Genomic DNA, 15,403 nt, shown 5'->3' with positions numbered 1-15,403 from the left:
TGACGAGGTCGTCTAGCGCACCGGCATTGTCGATACCGACACCAGCCAATTGCGCCGGTTAGCTGGCGCCAAACGCCTTGAAGGTGATGATCGTGAGCGTGTCCTGGATGCCGGGCAGCACCTGCACCTTCTCGTTGATGAAGTGGCCGATGTCGGTGTCCTTGTCGACATAGAACTTCACCAGCAAATCGTAATGGCCGGCCGTGGAGTAGATCTCGGAGGCGATCTCGGCTTCGGCAAGCGCATTGGCGACCGTATAGGACTGGCCAAGCTTGCATTTGATCTGGACGAAAAAGGGAACCATTGCAGTCACTCCGAAGGCGTATTCTTCCGGGTAATAGGCCAAAACCGGCCGGATTTAGCAAGCGGACTTGCTGCCTGCGGGGATCAGCCGCCCGCGCGCCAATAGCGGTTTTGCCCTACGAAATCACCGGCGCCGCGGCGAAGGCGTCCCTGAGCCGCTGGGCGAGCTCGGCCTTGCGATAGGGCTTGGTCAGCACGACCGCCTGCGCCTGCGCGCGGCCCTGCTCGACCGGGGTCTCCAGCGCATAGCCGGAGGTGAACAGCACCGGCAGGCCCGGCCGAATCCGCCGGGCCTGGTCGGCGAGCTCCCAGCCGCTCATCCCGCCGGGCATGACGATATCGGTGAACAGCATGCCGATGCCGGGGTCGGCGCGCAGCCGCTGCAGGGCCTCCTGGCCGTTGACGGCGGCGACGACGCGATAGCCGAGCGCCTCGACCCGGAGGATCACCGAGGAGCGCACGAACGGATCGTCCTCGGCGATCAGGATGGTCTCGTGGCCGCGCGGTGCGGCTTCTTCGCTGTCCAGCACGTCGGTCGGCGATTGTCCGCCGCCGGCGCGCGGCAGGTAAATCCGGACCGTCGTCCCCAGGCCCTGTTCGCTATAGATCGAGACATGGCCGTCGGATTGTTTTGCGAAGCCATAGACCATGCTCAGCCCGAGCCCTGAACCCTTGCCGACCTCCTTGGTGGTGAAGAACGGCTCGAAGGCGTGCTCGAGGACCTCGGGCGTCATGCCTTCGCCGTCGTCGGTGACGGAAATCAGCACGTAGGCGCCGGATGCCACTTCCGGGTGCAGGGCGCGATAGTCCTCGTCGATTGCGGCGAGCTCGGTGCTCAGCGTCAGATGTCCGCCTGACGGCATCGCATCCTGCGCATTCAGCGCAAGGTTCAGCACGGCGGATTCGAGCTGGGCGCGGTCCGCAAAGGCCTGGATGGTGCCAGGACCGAACGCCGTCTTGATCTCGATGTTTTCGCGCAAGGTGCGCCTGAGCAGCTTGAGCATGGACTCCAGCAGCTCGCGGCAATCGATCGCCTTTGGCTGGAGCAATTGGCGGCGGCTGAATGCCAGCAGTCGTTGCGTCAGCTCCGCGCCGCGTTCGCCGGACTCGCAGATGTCGTCGGCAAATGGTCGCAAATCGGGCCGCGCCTTGAGCTGCTCGCTGAGATGCTCGGCGTTGCCGATGATGACAGTGAGGAGATTGTTGAAGTCATGGGCGATGGCTCCGGAGAGCTGGCCGACCGTCTCCATCTTCTGCGCCTGCTGGAGCTGCTGCTCGGTCAGCTTGCGCGCAGTGAGATCGTGGACGATGCCGACGAAGATCAGTTCGCCGTCCTGGATCGCCTGGCCGACCGACAGGTCCATCGGGAAGGTCGATCCGTCCTTGCGCAGGCCGACCGTCTCGCCGCCGGTCGCAAAATGCGAAGCCCGGCTGTCGGGCACGGCGCTGGCTTCGTTGGGGATCAGCACCCTGACGTTCCGGTTCATCACCTCTCTGGCCTGGTAGCCGAACAAGCGCTCGCAGGCCGGGTTGAACAGCAGGATGCGGTTCTGCGCGTCGAACAGGATGACGCCGTCGACCGCGGTCTCGACGATGGCGGTGAGACGCGTCACGCTCTCGCGCATCGCGCGCTGGGCGTCACGGACCTGCCGGAGCAACAGCGTCGCGTCCCGGCTCTTGATCTCCTCTTCCTCGAGCGCAGCCTGGACCTTTTGAAGCTCGAACGGGGAGGGGATCGTCAGGACTTTCGGCAGGAGCGGCCAGAGCGCGGCCGCGGTGAAGATCGACGCAACTGCGGTCGCGGCCTTGACCAGGCCCTCGATGCCATAGATCGGCACCCAGAGCGTGTAGATCGACAGCACATGCGTCAGGCCGCAGGCCATGATGAAGATCGCGAACGCCCAGAAGACCCAGCCGAATCTGAGGTCGCGCCGTTTGGTGACGAGGATCGCGAGCGCAAACGGGATCGAGAAATACGCAACCGCGATGCAGGCGTCGGAGGCGACGTGCAGCCAGATCAGCTCGGGCTCCCACAACAGGCAGATGCCGTGCGGTGAGAACATCGAGGAGTCGAGGAGACGTTCGAAAAGGGCCCACATGTTTGGTTCCCGAGAATTTGCAGGCCGCGGGCGGCCCGCAACATGGCGTCGCTGGCGAATCAATCAAAGGTTTCACTGATTTGGATGGACCCGCCAAGGCCGGGCGATGCCTAGGTTTTATTTCACCGGATATGCACGTTTCCGGGACGACAACGCTGCCTGACACCGCGCCTGCGTGATTCGCAGCTTGCTGGTGCTCGGAGCGCGCGGTAGGAGAAGCCATGACTTCGAAAAGCCTGGCTTGGAAAACCCTGGAAACCGCCCGATGACGACGCCCGTGGCGCTCACCATCGCCGGCTCTGATTCCAGCGGCGGCGCCGGCATTCAGGCCGACCTGAAGACTTTTGCCGCGTTCGGCGTCTACGGCGCGTCCGCGATCACGGCGCTGACGGCGCAGAACACCAAAGGCGTTACCGGCATTCATGCGGTACCCGCCGCGTTCGTCACCGCGCAGATCGATGCGGTGTTCTCCGATCTCGACGTCGGCGCGGTCAAGATCGGCATGGTGGCGCATGCCGAGAGCATCGATGCGATCGCCGCTGCGCTGGCGCGCTGGAAGCCTCGCCATATCGTGCTCGATCCCGTGATGGTCGCGACCTCCGGCGATCGCCTGCTGGCGGCGGAGGCGGTCGAGGCATTACGCACGAAGCTGATGCCGTTGGCGTCGGTGATCACGCCCAATTTACCGGAGGCGGCGGCACTGCTGGACGAACCGCTCGTGCGAAGCGAGGCCGAGATCGAAAGCCAGGGGCGTCGTCTTCTGGGGCTCGGCAGCCGCGCGGTCCTGATCAAGGGCGGGCACGGCGAGGGCACTGAGAGTATCGACTATCTCGTCAGCACCGACAAAACGATCGCGCTTGCCGCGTCGCGCGTCGCGACCCGCAACACCCACGGCACCGGCTGCTCGCTGTCCTCGGCGATTGCCGCGGGCCTCGCCAAGGGCGAGGATCTCGAGACGGCCGTGCGCAACGCCAAGAGCTGGATCAGCGCGGCGATCGCGGCGGCCGAACGCTTCAGTGTCGGACACGGCCACGGGCCGATCCATCATTTCCACAAGTTTTACTGAGGCTGGCCGCGAAACGGCGGCCGTGAGATCGGATTGGCAATATCGGCCCTCAAGGCAGGGTTCCTGCGAGAGCCATCAAGGTGGCAAAGACACCAAGCGGTACAAGGTGCGAAAATTCGCGATGGCGCAGAACGGTCAAAACCGCGGCCGAAATGATTGCCGCGGCTAGCGTCAGGCCAACAATGCGACTGGCAGGGAGCGCAATCAGAACGGCACACACCATCTCCAGTCCGCCGGTAAGGGTGCTCCACCAACGCGGGCAACCCCATCGAATGAAGCTGCTCTGCGTCGCGGGAGTGCCGATCGCGTTATAGAGGCCTGCGCCAAAGAGTCCGGCAATGAGCAGATAGACCGAAACAGCATGGATCATCTCAGGGCAAATCCATCATCATGGGGATGGCTGCCCAAACCATGACTGCCGCCGTGAGGCCGTGAATGCCGAAAGCGCTTCTTGCCGAGCCTTTGGCGGCAAGCACGAGCAGCATGTCGCCGACGGGGATGATGGCTTCAACGAGCAGGATGATGCCGACCCCGCGGCGGACACCCCACGCCATGAATGCCAGTACGGTCAATCCCGACGCGATGTCACGAACGCCCTTGAGGCGAAGCCACCAAACGGTGTTGGCGCCATATTCAGGGAGTGGCAGGCCGAAACTGCGTGTCGCAGTCGTCGGGCTCACGACATATTGGGTACCGATCGCGATAATCGCGAGGGCCACGAGCAGTGCCGTTCCAAGCGGAAGCCAATGCATCACAGTCGATTTTCCTAGCTTGAGTAAAATAATCTAGCATTGCTATATTATATATTCTAGCGTTGTTAGATCGTCAAGCGTCGATAATAAGGACCGACTATCTGCCCGGGAGATCGAAGGTTGGGTATCGCTGAGCGGAAAGACAGGCAGCGGGCTGATCGCGAACGCCGCATCATCGCGGCAGCACGCGTGATCGCGGAGCGCGAGGGATGGAACGCCGTTACGATCCGTCGCCTTGCCGACGAGATCGAACACAGTCAGCCGGTCCTCTATTCGCATTTCGAAAACAGGGATGCGATCGTTACGGCGGTTGCACTCGAGGGTTTCCGAGAGATCACGGCAGATCTTCGGGAAGCGGCAAGTGGATCGACCGGACGAAACGCCATCAAGAATGTCGCGACGGCCTATCTCGCCTTTGCACTCCGCAATCCCGCGCTCTATGAGGCCATGTTCATTCTTCCGACGGATTTGCGCTTCGCTGAAGCTGGGACCAGACCGGAACTACGGGCCGGCTTCGACGCCCTTGCGGCAGTCGTTACGCCGTTTTGCACCGACGTGGGTGCTGCGACCGAGGTTTTCTGGGCAGCCCTGCATGGACTCGCTGAACTCGAACGTTCGGGCCGAATTAGGCTCAGCGCACGTACCGAACGCATCGCATTCATTGTTCGGGCGATCGTCGTTTCCGGAAAATAGCTCGCCTGCTCGCGGATCGCGTCCCGTCTGATATGTGTCGCGCTCCGGCCCGGACTTTTGCGGACAACCCTTGCTCAACCATGTCGCCTGATTGTCGCATGGGGCTGATATTCGCGGAGAGGGCGAGGCAAGGTCTGATTCTTATCTGAGGTGCCTCAAAGGTTCAATCGTCATCCCCCTGTCACGGGATATTGTTACAGGCATGTCGCATGGGAAGTTACGATGTGAGTGACGAAAGCCCTGAAAGGCGCTTTCGCACGTTGTTCATCTCCGACGTTCATCTCGGAGCCCGCGGCTCGCAAGCCGATCTTTTGCTGGACTTTCTGCGCTACCATGACGCCGACACGATCTATCTCGTCGGCGACATCGTCGATGGCTGGGCGCTGAAATCGAGCTGGCACTGGCCGCAATCGCATAACGATCTGGTCCAGAAGCTGCTGCGCAAGGCGCGCAAGGGCGCCAAGATCATCTACGTGCCGGGCAATCACGACGAGTTCCTGCGCAACTATTACGGCACTCATTTCGGCGGCATCGACGTCGTCGAGAACACCGTCCACACCGGCGTGGACGGCAAGCGCTACCTCGTCATCCACGGCGATATCTTCGATCTCGTGGTGCAGAACGCGCGCTGGCTCGCCCATCTCGGCGACAAGGCCTACGACTTCGCGATCCAGATGAATCGCTTCGTCAACTTCTTCCGCCGCATGTTCGGCGTACCGTATTGGTCGCTGTCGCAATGGGCCAAGCAGAAGGTCAAGAACGCCGTGAACTATATCGGTGCGTTCGAGCAGGCGCTCTCGGCCGAGGCACGGCGTCATGACGCCGACGGCGTGATCTGCGGCCACATCCACTACGCCGTGATCCGTGACGAGAACGGCATCCGCTACATGAATTGCGGCGACTGGGTCGAGAGCTGCACCGCGCTCGTCGAGCACGATGACGGCCATTTCGAGATCATCACCTGGGCGGACCATTTGCAGAGGCCGGCGCAAGTCCCGCAGGTGGCAGCAAGAGCTGCTTGATGCGCATCCTGGTCGCGACCGACGCCTGGCACCCGCAAGTCAATGGTGTGGTTCGGACGCTGACCAAGCTCGCTGACGCCGCCAAGGGGCTTAGTGTCGAAGGTTTTGGTGTCGAGTTCACGTTCCTGACACCGCAATCGTTCCGTACCTTTGCGATGCCGAGCTATCGCGACGTGCGGCTCGCCATGCCGCGCCCGGCGCGAATCGCGAAGCTGATCGAGGAAGCGCGGCCCGACAGCATCCATATCGCGACGGAAGGGCCGATCGGCCTGATGGTCCGCCGCTATTGCCGGCAGCGCAAGCTGCCGTTCACGACCAGCTTCCACACCCGCTTTCCCGAATATGTCCGCGCCCGCGTGCCGGTTCCGGGCTCGCTGATCTGGCGGGCGCTGCGCCAATTCCACAGCCCGAGCCGCGCTGTGATGGCGGCTACGCCTGCGCTAGCCCGGGAGCTCGGCGAGCGCGGTTTCGACAATGTCGTGCTGTGGCCGCGCGGCGTCGACACCGATTTGTTCCATCCTCGCGCCGTCGACCTCTGCCTGCCGGCCCCGGTGTTCCTTTCGGTCGGCCGCGTCGCGGTGGAGAAGAATCTCGAGGCGTTCCTCGACATCGATCTGCCCGGCACCAAGGTGATCGTCGGCGACGGCCCGGCGCGCAACGCGCTGGAAGAGGCCTATCCCGACGCGATTTTTCTGGGCGAAAAGCACGGCGAGGAGCTGGCCGACATCTACGCGGCAGCCGACGTCTTCGTGTTTCCGAGCAAGACCGACACGTTCGGCCTGGTCCTGCTCGAGGCGCTGGCGAGCGGCCTGCCGGTCGCGGCCTTCCCGGTGAAGGGTCCCCGCGACGTCATCGGCGACGCGCCGGTCGGCGTGCTGGATCATGATTTGCGCAACGCCTGCTTCGCGGCGCTTGATATCTCCAGGCAGGCTTGCGTCAAATTCGCCTCCAATTACACTTGGGAAGCCTCGGCGAGGGCTTTTGTGGACAGCATCCGCGCGGTCGATGCGGTGCTGCCCGGCCGGACCGGTGCGGAACAGCCACGCTTCGTCGCCTAAGTGAGTGAAAACCTCGCGCGGAGGTGTCTTGCCCGCGCCTCATCCGGCGCGATAACATCCCCCCATGTCCGAACAGCCCCTTCCGATCGGCCCCGCCGATATCGATGCCGCAGCGCGCGTGCTTGCGCCCTTCGCCGTCCGCACCCCGCTGTTGTCGTTTCCGGTGCTCAACGAGCGCGTCGGCGCAAAAGTCTTCCTGAAGCCGGAGATGCTCCAACGTACCGGCTCCTTCAAGTTCCGCGGCGCCTTCAACAAGGTGTTCTCGATCCCGCAGGACAAGCGCGCCGGCGGCGTCGTCGCGTTCTCCTCCGGCAACCACGCCCAAGGCGTGGCGGCGGCGGCCAAGATTCTCGACATGCAGGCGACCATCGTGATGCCGGCGGACGCGCCGCTGTCGAAGCGCGAGCGCACCAAATCCTATGGCGCCGAGGTCGTGCTCTACGATCGCGACCGCGACGACCGCGAGGCGATCTCGCGCGGCATCGCCGAGAAGCGCGGTGCGACGCTGGTCAGGCCCTATGACGATCCCTTCGTGATCGCAGGCCAGGGCACCGCCGGCCGCGAGATCGCGGAGGACATGGCAACGCTCGGCCTCTCACCCGACATCGTGGTGGCGCCGGCCTCCGGCGGCGGCCTGATCGCGGGCGTCGCGACCGCGGTGAAGGCGCGCTATCCGCTGGCCGAGATCGTGGTGGCCGAGCCCGAGGCGTTCGACGATCACGGCCTGTCGCTGACCGCCGGCCATCGCGAGCCGCATGCACCGGCGGGCCGCACCATCTGCGACGCGCTGATGGCCCTGATCCCCGGCGAGATGACCTTTGCGATCAACAGCAAGCTTTTGGCGCGCGGCGTGACCGCATCGGACAAAGAAGTCGGCGCGGCCGTCGCCTTTGCCTATCGCGAGCTGAAGCTCGTGGTCGAGCCCGGCGGCGCGGTGGGCCTTGCCGCGCTGCTTGCGGGACGTCTCGACGTCGCCGGCAAGAACGTGGTCATCGTGCTCTCCGGCGGCAACGTCGATGCGGATCTGTTCGCCGAGCTGGTGGCCTGATCATTTGACATAAAGAAGGGGCAGAGCGTTGCCGCTTCTACCCCTTCTTTATGTTTGTTGGGTACGAACTTGCCGCTTGCTCGGTGCAACCTCTCCCGCTTGCGGGGGAGGTCGGCGCGAAGCGCCGGGTGGGGCTCTATCCGCATTGGAAGTGTCCCGTTGCGGAGACACCCTCACCCCAGCCCTCTCCCGCAAGCGGGAGAGGGAGTGCACCTTCTTCGTGGCGATCAGTGCACGAAACTGCGGTGGTTGTTGCCGCCGTTTGACTGGATCATCGACTGACGGACATTGTTGCCGTCGCCATTTCCCATAGCATTGAACTGCGGCCGGTTGTTCTGGACGCTGTTCTGGACGTTGTTCTGGACCTGCACCTTGTTCACCGGGTTGTTGATGAGCTTCACGCCGTTGTTGATGCGGATCGGGTTGTTCTGCGTCTGAACGTTCACCGGCTTCACATCGACCGTCGAGCCCTTGCCGACCGTCACCGGCATGCTCACGACCTTGCCAGGAGTGCCGGTGCTCGTGCCGGCATTGTTGTTGCCGGTATTCTGCGTGGTGGTGGTCACCGGCAGTGTCGTGATCTTGCCGATGCCGTTGTTGTTCGTCGTCGTGTTGGTCGGCGCGGGCAGGATGACGATCTTGCCCGGGGTCTGCGACGGCGTGCCGTTCTGCGGGTTGCCCGCCGGCAGATTGACGATCTGGCCGCCATTGCCAAGCTTGCCGATGACGTTGCTATCGACCGGCTTCTGCACGACCGGCAGGTTGGCGTTCATCTGCGAGCCGCCATTGCCCTGCTGGATCAGCGGCATGTATTTGGGTTGGCCGGGATTGCCGATCTTGAGCGTCGGGGCAATGTTCTGCGGAGCCAAAAACTTCGTTGCCTGCATCAGGGGGATCAGCTTCGGCTGCGTCTCGAGCTTCAGCGCCATCTGCGCATAGGGGCTGTTGCCGTAGCTGTCGTAGAAGGCCTTGTAGCCGACCGGCGAGTTCGCCAGCACCGCCTGGTGCCAGGCCTGCGTGATCAGCAAATTCGACAGCAGCCAGCGGATGTGGTCGCACAGCGGGTCGTGCGGATACATCTGGATGAACTCCTGATAGTACTCCGGCCGGCCCTCGGACACGACGTAGTCATAGGCCTGGCGCGTCGAACGGCTCGGCAGGTTGGAGGCCATCTGCACCACCGGCGCATTCACCGGCGCGCGGTTGGCGGCAACAGCGGTGTCACCGAAGAAGGTGAAGTCGCTCGTCAGCGACGAGCTCTCCCATGGAATCTGCGCGCCGCTGGTGGTCTGGTTCACCTGGAGCCGCACGCGCTTGAACAGCTGCTCGATCGGCACGTTGGGCTCGCGCGCGACGTTCAGGAAGGCCTGCGTGTAGGGGCTGTGGCCGCCACGGCCGTCGAGCGCTTCGGCGCCCGGCGCGGTCGAATAGCCGACGATCGAGCCGTTCGGCGCATCGACGATCGCGAGACCGCGGCCGGCGTCATTCACGTTCGGGAACGGGTTGTTGCGGCAGGCGTCGAGAATGACGATGCGCATCCGGCTCGGAATCGTCTCCAAGGTCGACATCACGTCGACCAGGCGGACCGAGTCGTTGACGAGGTCGGTCTGGTTCGACACCTTCGCATCGACCGGAACGAGGTAGTTCTCGCCGGCGAGCTGCACGCCGTGACCGGCGTAATAGACCATCGCCACCGTGTTGGGCCCGCGCGCCGACACTTTTGCGGAGAAATTCTGCACCACGCGCAGCATGTCGTTCTGGCCGAGGTCGGTCGCCGAGATCACCTCGAAGCCGGCCGAGTTGAGGAACTGCGCCATCGACTGCGCGTCATTGTCGGGATTGGCGAGCTGCGGTGCGTTCTGGTAGTTGGAATTGCCGATCACCAGCGCCACCCGCTGCTCCGGGCCTTGCAGCGCGGTCGGTGCGGGTTCGACAGGGGCGACTTGTGCGGAAACGGGGCTACAGGCGAAGCCGAACAGGCTTCCCAACAGGCTGGCCGTCATCAGGGCGGATCTCAGGCGGAACATGGCGTGCTCCCTCGGGGCTCATCTCGATGCGAGATTGGTTGCGAGGAAGCCTGACCGCGTTCGAGCCCTCCGTCCGTGATCGCGATCACCGTCATACGCTGCGTGATCTAAATCACGCAGCGATCTGGGAAAGCTCAGATGATGCCCGCCGGGCGCGCGTTATCATCGCGCTGCAGCGGCCATGGCCGACGATGGGCGCGCAGTGAGCTTCCTGCGCGTCCTGTTCGCCATGCTTGCGCAGATAATCCGCGAAGTTGCTCATGGTCTCGTCGACCTTGAGCAGGCGACGTGCAGGCGTCACAATTGAACGGCGCGGTCGGCAATGGCGCGAAATGCGTCGCGAGGCGCGAATGTGTATCTGCGATTCAAATTGCGAACCGGAATAGCGAGGCCATTGCCTCGTACTCCGTCATTGCGAGCGAAGCGAAGCAATCCAGAGTCTTTCCGGGGAGGGATTCTGGATTGCTTCGCTACGCTCGCAATGACGAACGCGGAGAGAGCCGTGAGGCTCTTACGAGAAGAACGCGATCTTCTCGGCCTGGGTCATGCGGCGGATCGGGGCGAGGGCGTCGTTGGCGGCGGGGCGGGGCTTTTGCACGATGCCGCTCGCCAGGATGGTGGCGCCGAGCGAGGGCTCGGGCAGGGGTGACGGCATCGGAAGCGACGCGGTCGGTGCTGCGCCGGATATCGCCGCGGCCGCCATGGCGGGGGCCGGCTGCTCCATCACTTCGGCGGCGGCTTCCGCAATGGCATCGGTGAGGCGCGCGAGCGATTCCATCGCGATCGGTGCTTCGGCAACCGGCTCCTCGACATGCGGCGCGATCGGTGCGTCCATGGCGACCGGCTCCGCGACCTCCGCGGCCATCGGCTCCGGCATCGGCTCGGGAATAGTCGCTTCCATCTCGATGGGCTCGACGATCTCGTCGAACTCCGGATCGGGCGCGGCCATCTCCATCGCGATCCGCGCGAGCACGGCGTCGTCCTCGGCCTCCGCGGCGGCATCGAGCGAGAACTCGTCGGTGATCCCGGCGACGGAAGCGGCGAGGCTGTCCTCGATCGCAGCAAAACTCTCGTCGACGGCGGCGTGGCTTTCGGCGATCTCGGGCTCGATCGCGACATCCATCACCTCCGCGGCGACGTCGCTCATATCAGCGGCTGCCTCAGGCTCGGGAGCGATGTCCTGCGGCGTCTCCGTAAAAGCCACGCCTGCTTCGCTCGCCATGGCCGCAGGCGCCTCTGTAACCGGCGGCGCGTCCGCCACTGGCGGTGCTTCCCGCGACGCTGCGACGCCGCCAGCATCGGTCTGCTCGATCCGGTCCTTGAGCAGATCGAAGGCTGCCTTGAGGTCGCCGCGCGGGTCGATGGTCGACACCTGGGCGCAGGCCGCTTCGATCGAGGCGAGCTGCGAATCAATCAGGTCGCAGATTCGCCCGTCGGCGCCGATCTCGCGCCAGCGCCATGAGATCTCCTTGATGATGCGCACGCCGCGCGGGATCGGCGCGAGGCTCGCCTCGAGTGCGGCCGGATCGAACGCCTTGCCGGCGGCGCTTTCTGCGTCCTCGATCGCGCGGCGGATCGCGACCAGCGCTTCGGGCAGGCGGTCCTCGACGACGGGTTGTCGCTGTGCCGCAAGGGTTTCTTCGATTTTCGCGACCGCGTCGAGCACCATGGCCGTGTCGGCATTGCGGTTGCGCTTGGCGTATTCGCCGAGGAACCAGCGGCCGCGCGCGGTCTCCATGAAGGCTTCGCGGATCGCGTCGTAATCCTGCTCGTTCGGCTCGGCCGCGCGGGCAGACATGGGCGAGAGGGCGAATGCTTCGTTGGCCATGACAATCTCGTCGCGCAAATCACCGCGCGTTACTGTAACGATCACCACGATATCGACCGAATCGCAATTGGTTTGATGCCACCCGAATCACAAATCCCCATCGCAGCAACCGTCAAGCGGCGATTCGCCGTGAGTCTCGCGCTGTTCTATTCGGCCGTGTTCGCGGTGTCGGGCACGCATCTACCGTTCTTCCCGGTCTGGCTCAAGGCGATCGGCGTCGATGCAGCCTGGATCGGGATCATCAACGCGCTGCCGGGGATCACGCGCTTCACCACGCTGCCTTACGCAACCGCCTTTGCCGAAAAGCGCTACGCGATTCGTGCCGGCATGATGGTCTCGGTCGTCGCGACGGCGGTGGGATTTGCGCTGGTCGGCTTGCAGCATGAGCCGCTGGCGCTCCTCCTGATCTATGCGGCCACTTGCATCATGTGGACGCCGGTCGTCCCGCTGACGGATGCGTACGCGTTGCGCGGCGTCATTCGCTACGGCTTCGACTACGGACCAATTCGGCTGTGGGGCTCGGCCGCCTTCGCCGCCGGCGCACTCGCCTGCGGCTATCTCGTCGACGTCATCGCCACGCGCGACCTGATCTGGATCATCGTCGCATGGGCTCTCGTTGCGGCCATCGCAGGCCTGTTGCTCCAGCCGCTCGACGATGTCAGGCGCAGGACCGCGGAAAAGCACGCCAGCAACGCCCTGCTGCGCGATGCCGGCTTCTGGTTGGTCATCATTTCGGCGGCGCTGATCCAGGGCAGTCATGCCGCCTATTACTCATTTTCGGCGATCAGCTGGCAGGCCCATGGGCTCGGTGGGTTCACAATCGCAGGACTCTGGACGCTGGGCGTGATCGCCGAGATCGTCGTCTTCGCGCTGTCGCCGCGCTTCTCGCTGCATCCATCGTCGCTGATGGCGATCGGCGGCGTGAGCGCGGTGCTGCGCTGGATCGTCACGGCGCAGGAGCCGCAGCTGGCGCTGCTCGCGATCGCGCAGCTCGGCCACGGCCTCACTTTCGGCATGACCATCGTCGGCACCATGAATTTGCTGGTGCAGCGCGTGCCGTCGCATCAGATTGCGCGGGGGCAGGGTTACTATGCTGCCTGCAGCGGATTGTTGGGCGCGACGACCTCGATCGCCTCAGGCGCGATCTACGCCCGCATCGGTGACGGCCTGTACTACGTCATGGCCGCGATGGCCGCGGCCGGTGCGATTGTGATCTGGTCGGCGCGGCATCGGCTCAAGGCTCAGCCCCAGAGCGAAGACTCCGGCGGATAGATCAGGCTGTCGTCGTAACGAAGCCCATGGTCGCGATCGCGCGCCAGCAGCAAGGGGCCGTCGAGATCGACGAAGCGGGCCTGCGGGGTTACCAGCATGGCGGGCGCCATCGACAACGAGGTCGCGACCATGCAGCCGATCATGATCTCGAAGCCGAGCGCCCGCGCGGCATCGGCCATGGCAAGCGCCTCGGTGAGACCGCCGGTCTTGTCGAGCTTGATGTTCACGGCGTCGTAGCGCGTGCGCAAGGGGGCCAGCGAGTTGCGGTCATGCACGCTCTCGTCGGCGCAGACCGCGAGCGGTCGCTTGATCCGCGCCAGCGCGTCGTCCCTGCCGGCCGGCAGCGGCTGCTCCACCAGGGTGACGCCGACGGCGGCGCAGGCGGCGAGGTTCTGCTCCAGATTGGCCTCGGTCCAGGCCTCGTTGGCATCGACGATCAGCTCTGACTCGGGCGCCGCTTGGCGCACGGCTGCGATCCGCAGCCCGTCGCCGTCGCCACCGAGCTTGATCTTGAGCAGCGGCCGGTGCGCCGCCCTGGCGGTCGCCGCCGCCATGGCCTCAGGCGTGCCCAGCGAGATCGTATAGGCCGTGGTGCGCTCGACCGGTTCCGGGCGGCCGAGCAGGTTCCAGGCCCGCAGGCCCGCCGCCTTGGCCTCCAGGTCGATCAGGGCGCAATCCAGCGCATTGCGGGCCGCACCGGGCGGCATGGCGGCCTGGAGGGCCTGCCGCGTCAGCCCGCCTGCCACGGCTGCCTGCATGGCCTCGATCGCGGCCAGCGTTGCCTCAGGCGTCTCGCCATAGCGAGGATAGGGGACGCATTCGCCGCGGCCGGTCAGGCCGTTCTGGCTCACTTCGGCCATAACGGTCACGGCTTCAGTCTTGGCGCCCCGGCTGATCGTGAAACTGCCGGCGATGGGAAACCGCTCGATTCGCGCGGCAAGGGCAGGAACTTTGCTGGAAGTCATTTTGAACTCTGGCGAAATCTGAACCTGCTGGTTACCTCTAGCAACTAACATTAACCAGTTGGGGATACCTTTTCTGGGTAAGGGCGCGTGCGCAACGATCTGATTTCCTCCGCCCAGGTCAGGGAGCGGACACCTTGAGCGGCGATCCGAAGCTGGAACGGATTGCCAAAGGCAACGCGCTGGCCCTCTGCGCCACCGGAACCTGGACCGCGAGCTTTGCGCCGGTCCTGGAGCGGATGGTGGCCGACGCCGAGAAGCTCGCCGGCAGCCCCCAAAGCATCTTCATCGACGTCTCCGAGGTCGCCAAGCTCGATACCTTTGGTGCCTGGCTGATCGAGCGGCTGCGCCGCAGCTTGACCCAAGGCGCCGTCGAGGCGCAGATCGCGGGGCTGTCGGCCAATTATTCGAGCCTGGTCGACGAGGTGCGGCGGGTCAGGGCGACCCCGGTGGTCGATAGAAGCACGATCACCATCACCGGCATGCTGGAGCAGATTGGGCGCACCGTCGCCGGCATCGGCGGCACGGTTGCGGGTTTGATCGACATGCTCGGCGCTGTGCTCGCGGCCGGGGGGCGCGTTCTGATCCACCCCCGCTCACTCCGCCTGACCTCGACCGTGCATCATCTGGAGCAGGTCTGCTGGCGCGCGGTGCCGATCATCGTGCTGATCACCTTCCTGATCGGCTGCATCATCGCCCAGCAGGGCATTTTCCATTTCCGCCGCTTCGGCGCCGACATCTTCGTTGTCGACATGCTCGGCGTGCTGGTGTTGCGCGAGATCGGCGTGTTGCTGGTCGCGATCATGGTCGCGGGCCGCTCGGGCAGCGCCTACACCGCCGAGCTCGGCTCGATGAAGATGCGCGAGGAGATCGACGCGCTGCGCACGATGGGATTCGATCCGATCGAGGTTCTGGTGCTGCCGCGCATGCTGGCGCTGGTGCTGGCGCTGCCGATCCTCGCCTTCCTCGGCGCGATGGCCGCGCTCTATGGCGGCGGGCTCGTCGCCTGGCTCTATGGCGGCGTCGATCCCGAAGCGTTTCTGCTGCGCCTGCGCGACGCCATCTCGATCGACCATTTCATCGTCGGCATCGTCAAGGCGCCTGTCATGGCCGCGGTGATCGGCATCGTCGCCTGCGTCGAGGGCCTCGCGGTGCAGGGCAGCGCGGAATCGCTTGGACAGCACACGACGGCGTCAGTGGTGAAGGGCATCTTCTTCGTCATCGTCATGGACGGCGTGTTCGCCATCTTCTTCGCCTCGATCGGAATGTGACG

15 protein-coding genes are annotated in these 15,403 nt (G+C 64.6%); 7 read left to right on the top strand and 8 right to left on the bottom strand.

Annotation, left to right across the window (positions count from 1 at the left end):
* Nucleotides 1–58: 58 nt before the first annotated feature.
* The gene (locus ACP2YP_RS27175) at nucleotides 59–304 is read right to left on the bottom strand and encodes an Lrp/AsnC ligand binding domain-containing protein (protein ID WP_014493934.1); all 246 of its coding nucleotides are present in this window, start codon (nucleotides 302–304) and stop codon (nucleotides 59–61) included.
* 115 nt (nucleotides 305–419) lie between these two features.
* Entirely contained in the window at nucleotides 420–2,402 is a 1,983-nt protein-coding gene (locus ACP2YP_RS27170; protein ID WP_426419329.1) for a PAS domain S-box protein, read from the bottom strand.
* Between the two features lie 265 nt (nucleotides 2,403–2,667).
* Between ACP2YP_RS27170 and thiD the strand changes: the two genes are divergently transcribed.
* Nucleotides 2,668–3,468, top strand: a complete 801-nt coding sequence (gene thiD / locus ACP2YP_RS27165; protein ID WP_426419328.1) for a bifunctional hydroxymethylpyrimidine kinase/phosphomethylpyrimidine kinase — start codon at nucleotides 2,668–2,670, stop codon at nucleotides 3,466–3,468.
* 49 nt (nucleotides 3,469–3,517) lie between these two features.
* Here the strand turns inward: thiD and ACP2YP_RS27160 are convergent, their stop codons facing one another.
* Together ACP2YP_RS27160 and ACP2YP_RS27155 are read right to left on the bottom strand one after the other, a co-directional pair.
* Nucleotides 3,518–3,838, bottom strand: coding sequence for a DoxX family protein (locus tag ACP2YP_RS27160; protein ID WP_426419327.1), 321 nt, complete (start codon nucleotides 3,836–3,838; stop codon nucleotides 3,518–3,520).
* 1 nt (nucleotide 3,839) lies between these two features.
* Entirely contained in the window at nucleotides 3,840–4,220 is a 381-nt protein-coding gene (locus ACP2YP_RS27155; RefSeq protein WP_426419326.1) for a DUF4267 domain-containing protein, read from the bottom strand.
* 120 nt (nucleotides 4,221–4,340) lie between these two features.
* Here ACP2YP_RS27155 and ACP2YP_RS27150 point away from each other — a divergent pair, with 120 nt between their 5' ends.
* From ACP2YP_RS27150 to ACP2YP_RS27135, 4 genes are all read left to right on the top strand, one after another.
* Nucleotides 4,341–4,913, top strand: a complete 573-nt coding sequence (locus ACP2YP_RS27150; RefSeq protein ID WP_426419325.1) for a TetR/AcrR family transcriptional regulator — start codon at nucleotides 4,341–4,343, stop codon at nucleotides 4,911–4,913.
* A gap of 209 nt (nucleotides 4,914–5,122) precedes the next feature.
* Complete coding sequence (locus ACP2YP_RS27145; protein ID WP_426419324.1) at nucleotides 5,123–5,935, top strand: UDP-2,3-diacylglucosamine diphosphatase; 813 nt, start codon at nucleotides 5,123–5,125, stop codon at nucleotides 5,933–5,935.
* Nucleotides 5,935–6,993, top strand: a complete 1,059-nt coding sequence (locus ACP2YP_RS27140) for a glycosyltransferase family 4 protein (RefSeq protein ID WP_426419323.1) — start codon at nucleotides 5,935–5,937, stop codon at nucleotides 6,991–6,993. Before ACP2YP_RS27145 ends, ACP2YP_RS27140 begins: the two co-directional genes overlap by 1 nt.
* 64 nt (nucleotides 6,994–7,057) lie before the next feature.
* Nucleotides 7,058–8,041: a threonine/serine dehydratase gene (locus ACP2YP_RS27135; protein ID WP_426419322.1), complete on the top strand. Its 984-nt coding sequence runs from the start codon at nucleotides 7,058–7,060 to the stop codon at nucleotides 8,039–8,041.
* A 227-nt stretch (nucleotides 8,042–8,268) separates the two neighbouring features.
* Here ACP2YP_RS27135 and ACP2YP_RS27130 read toward each other — a convergent pair whose 3' ends face one another.
* From ACP2YP_RS27130 to ACP2YP_RS27120, 3 genes are all read right to left on the bottom strand, one after another.
* Nucleotides 8,269–10,068: a caspase family protein gene (locus ACP2YP_RS27130; RefSeq protein WP_426419321.1), complete on the bottom strand. Its 1,800-nt coding sequence runs from the start codon at nucleotides 10,066–10,068 to the stop codon at nucleotides 8,269–8,271.
* Nucleotides 10,069–10,180: 112 nt separating this feature from the next.
* On the bottom strand, nucleotides 10,181–10,330 hold the full coding sequence (locus tag ACP2YP_RS27125) for a hypothetical protein (protein WP_426419320.1): 150 nt from the start codon (nucleotides 10,328–10,330) through the stop codon (nucleotides 10,181–10,183).
* A 249-nt stretch (nucleotides 10,331–10,579) separates the two neighbouring features.
* Complete coding sequence (locus tag ACP2YP_RS27120; RefSeq protein ID WP_426419319.1) at nucleotides 10,580–11,896, bottom strand: hypothetical protein; 1,317 nt, start codon at nucleotides 11,894–11,896, stop codon at nucleotides 10,580–10,582.
* Nucleotides 11,897–11,971: 75 nt separating this feature from the next.
* Between ACP2YP_RS27120 and ACP2YP_RS27115 the strand changes: the two genes are divergently transcribed.
* The gene (locus ACP2YP_RS27115; protein ID WP_426419318.1) at nucleotides 11,972–13,168 is read left to right on the top strand and encodes an MFS transporter; all 1,197 of its coding nucleotides are present in this window, start codon (nucleotides 11,972–11,974) and stop codon (nucleotides 13,166–13,168) included.
* Here ACP2YP_RS27115 and dgcA read toward each other — a convergent pair.
* Nucleotides 13,138–14,133 (bottom strand): N-acetyl-D-Glu racemase DgcA, encoded by a 996-nt coding sequence (dgcA, locus tag ACP2YP_RS27110; protein WP_426419317.1) that lies wholly within the window; start codon nucleotides 14,131–14,133, stop codon nucleotides 13,138–13,140. The genes ACP2YP_RS27115 and dgcA overlap by 31 nt on opposite strands.
* Before the next feature lie 134 nt (nucleotides 14,134–14,267).
* Here dgcA and ACP2YP_RS27105 point away from each other — a divergent pair, with 134 nt between their 5' ends.
* Entirely contained in the window at nucleotides 14,268–15,401 is a 1,134-nt protein-coding gene (locus ACP2YP_RS27105) for an MlaE family ABC transporter permease (RefSeq protein WP_426419316.1), read from the top strand.
* Nucleotides 15,402–15,403 lie beyond the last annotated feature (2 nt).

Source organism: Bradyrhizobium genosp. A, from assembly GCF_049949275.1.
Classification (GTDB): Bacteria; Pseudomonadota; Alphaproteobacteria; order Rhizobiales; family Xanthobacteraceae; genus Bradyrhizobium.
The sequence above is the reverse complement of the archived record's forward strand: the minus strand, read 5'-3'. Positions and strand labels throughout refer to the sequence as shown.

Bases quoted from the DNA above. Each gene is read 5' to 3' on its own strand.
- ACP2YP_RS27175 (WP_014493934.1), bottom strand. From the start codon at position 304: ATGGTTCCCTTTTTCGTCCAGATCAAATGCAAGCTTGGCCAGTCCTAT.
- ACP2YP_RS27170 (WP_426419329.1), bottom strand. From the start codon at position 2,402: ATGTGGGCCCTTTTCGAACGTCTCCTCGACTCCTCGATGTTCTCACCG.
- thiD (WP_426419328.1), top strand. From the start codon at position 2,668: ATGACGACGCCCGTGGCGCTCACCATCGCCGGCTCTGATTCCAGCGGC.
- ACP2YP_RS27160 (WP_426419327.1), bottom strand. From the start codon at position 3,838: ATGATCCATGCTGTTTCGGTCTATCTGCTCATTGCCGGACTCTTTGGC.
- ACP2YP_RS27155 (WP_426419326.1), bottom strand. From the start codon at position 4,220: ATGCATTGGCTTCCGCTTGGAACGGCACTGCTCGTGGCCCTCGCGATT.
- ACP2YP_RS27145 (WP_426419324.1), top strand. From the start codon at position 5,123: ATGGGAAGTTACGATGTGAGTGACGAAAGCCCTGAAAGGCGCTTTCGC.
- ACP2YP_RS27140 (WP_426419323.1), top strand. From the start codon at position 5,935: ATGCGCATCCTGGTCGCGACCGACGCCTGGCACCCGCAAGTCAATGGT.
- ACP2YP_RS27135 (WP_426419322.1), top strand. From the start codon at position 7,058: ATGTCCGAACAGCCCCTTCCGATCGGCCCCGCCGATATCGATGCCGCA.
- ACP2YP_RS27130 (WP_426419321.1), bottom strand. From the start codon at position 10,068: ATGTTCCGCCTGAGATCCGCCCTGATGACGGCCAGCCTGTTGGGAAGC.
- ACP2YP_RS27125 (WP_426419320.1), bottom strand. From the start codon at position 10,330: ATGAGCAACTTCGCGGATTATCTGCGCAAGCATGGCGAACAGGACGCG.
- ACP2YP_RS27120 (WP_426419319.1), bottom strand. From the start codon at position 11,896: ATGGCCAACGAAGCATTCGCCCTCTCGCCCATGTCTGCCCGCGCGGCC.
- ACP2YP_RS27115 (WP_426419318.1), top strand. From the start codon at position 11,972: ATGCCACCCGAATCACAAATCCCCATCGCAGCAACCGTCAAGCGGCGA.
- dgcA (WP_426419317.1), bottom strand. From the start codon at position 14,133: ATGACTTCCAGCAAAGTTCCTGCCCTTGCCGCGCGAATCGAGCGGTTT.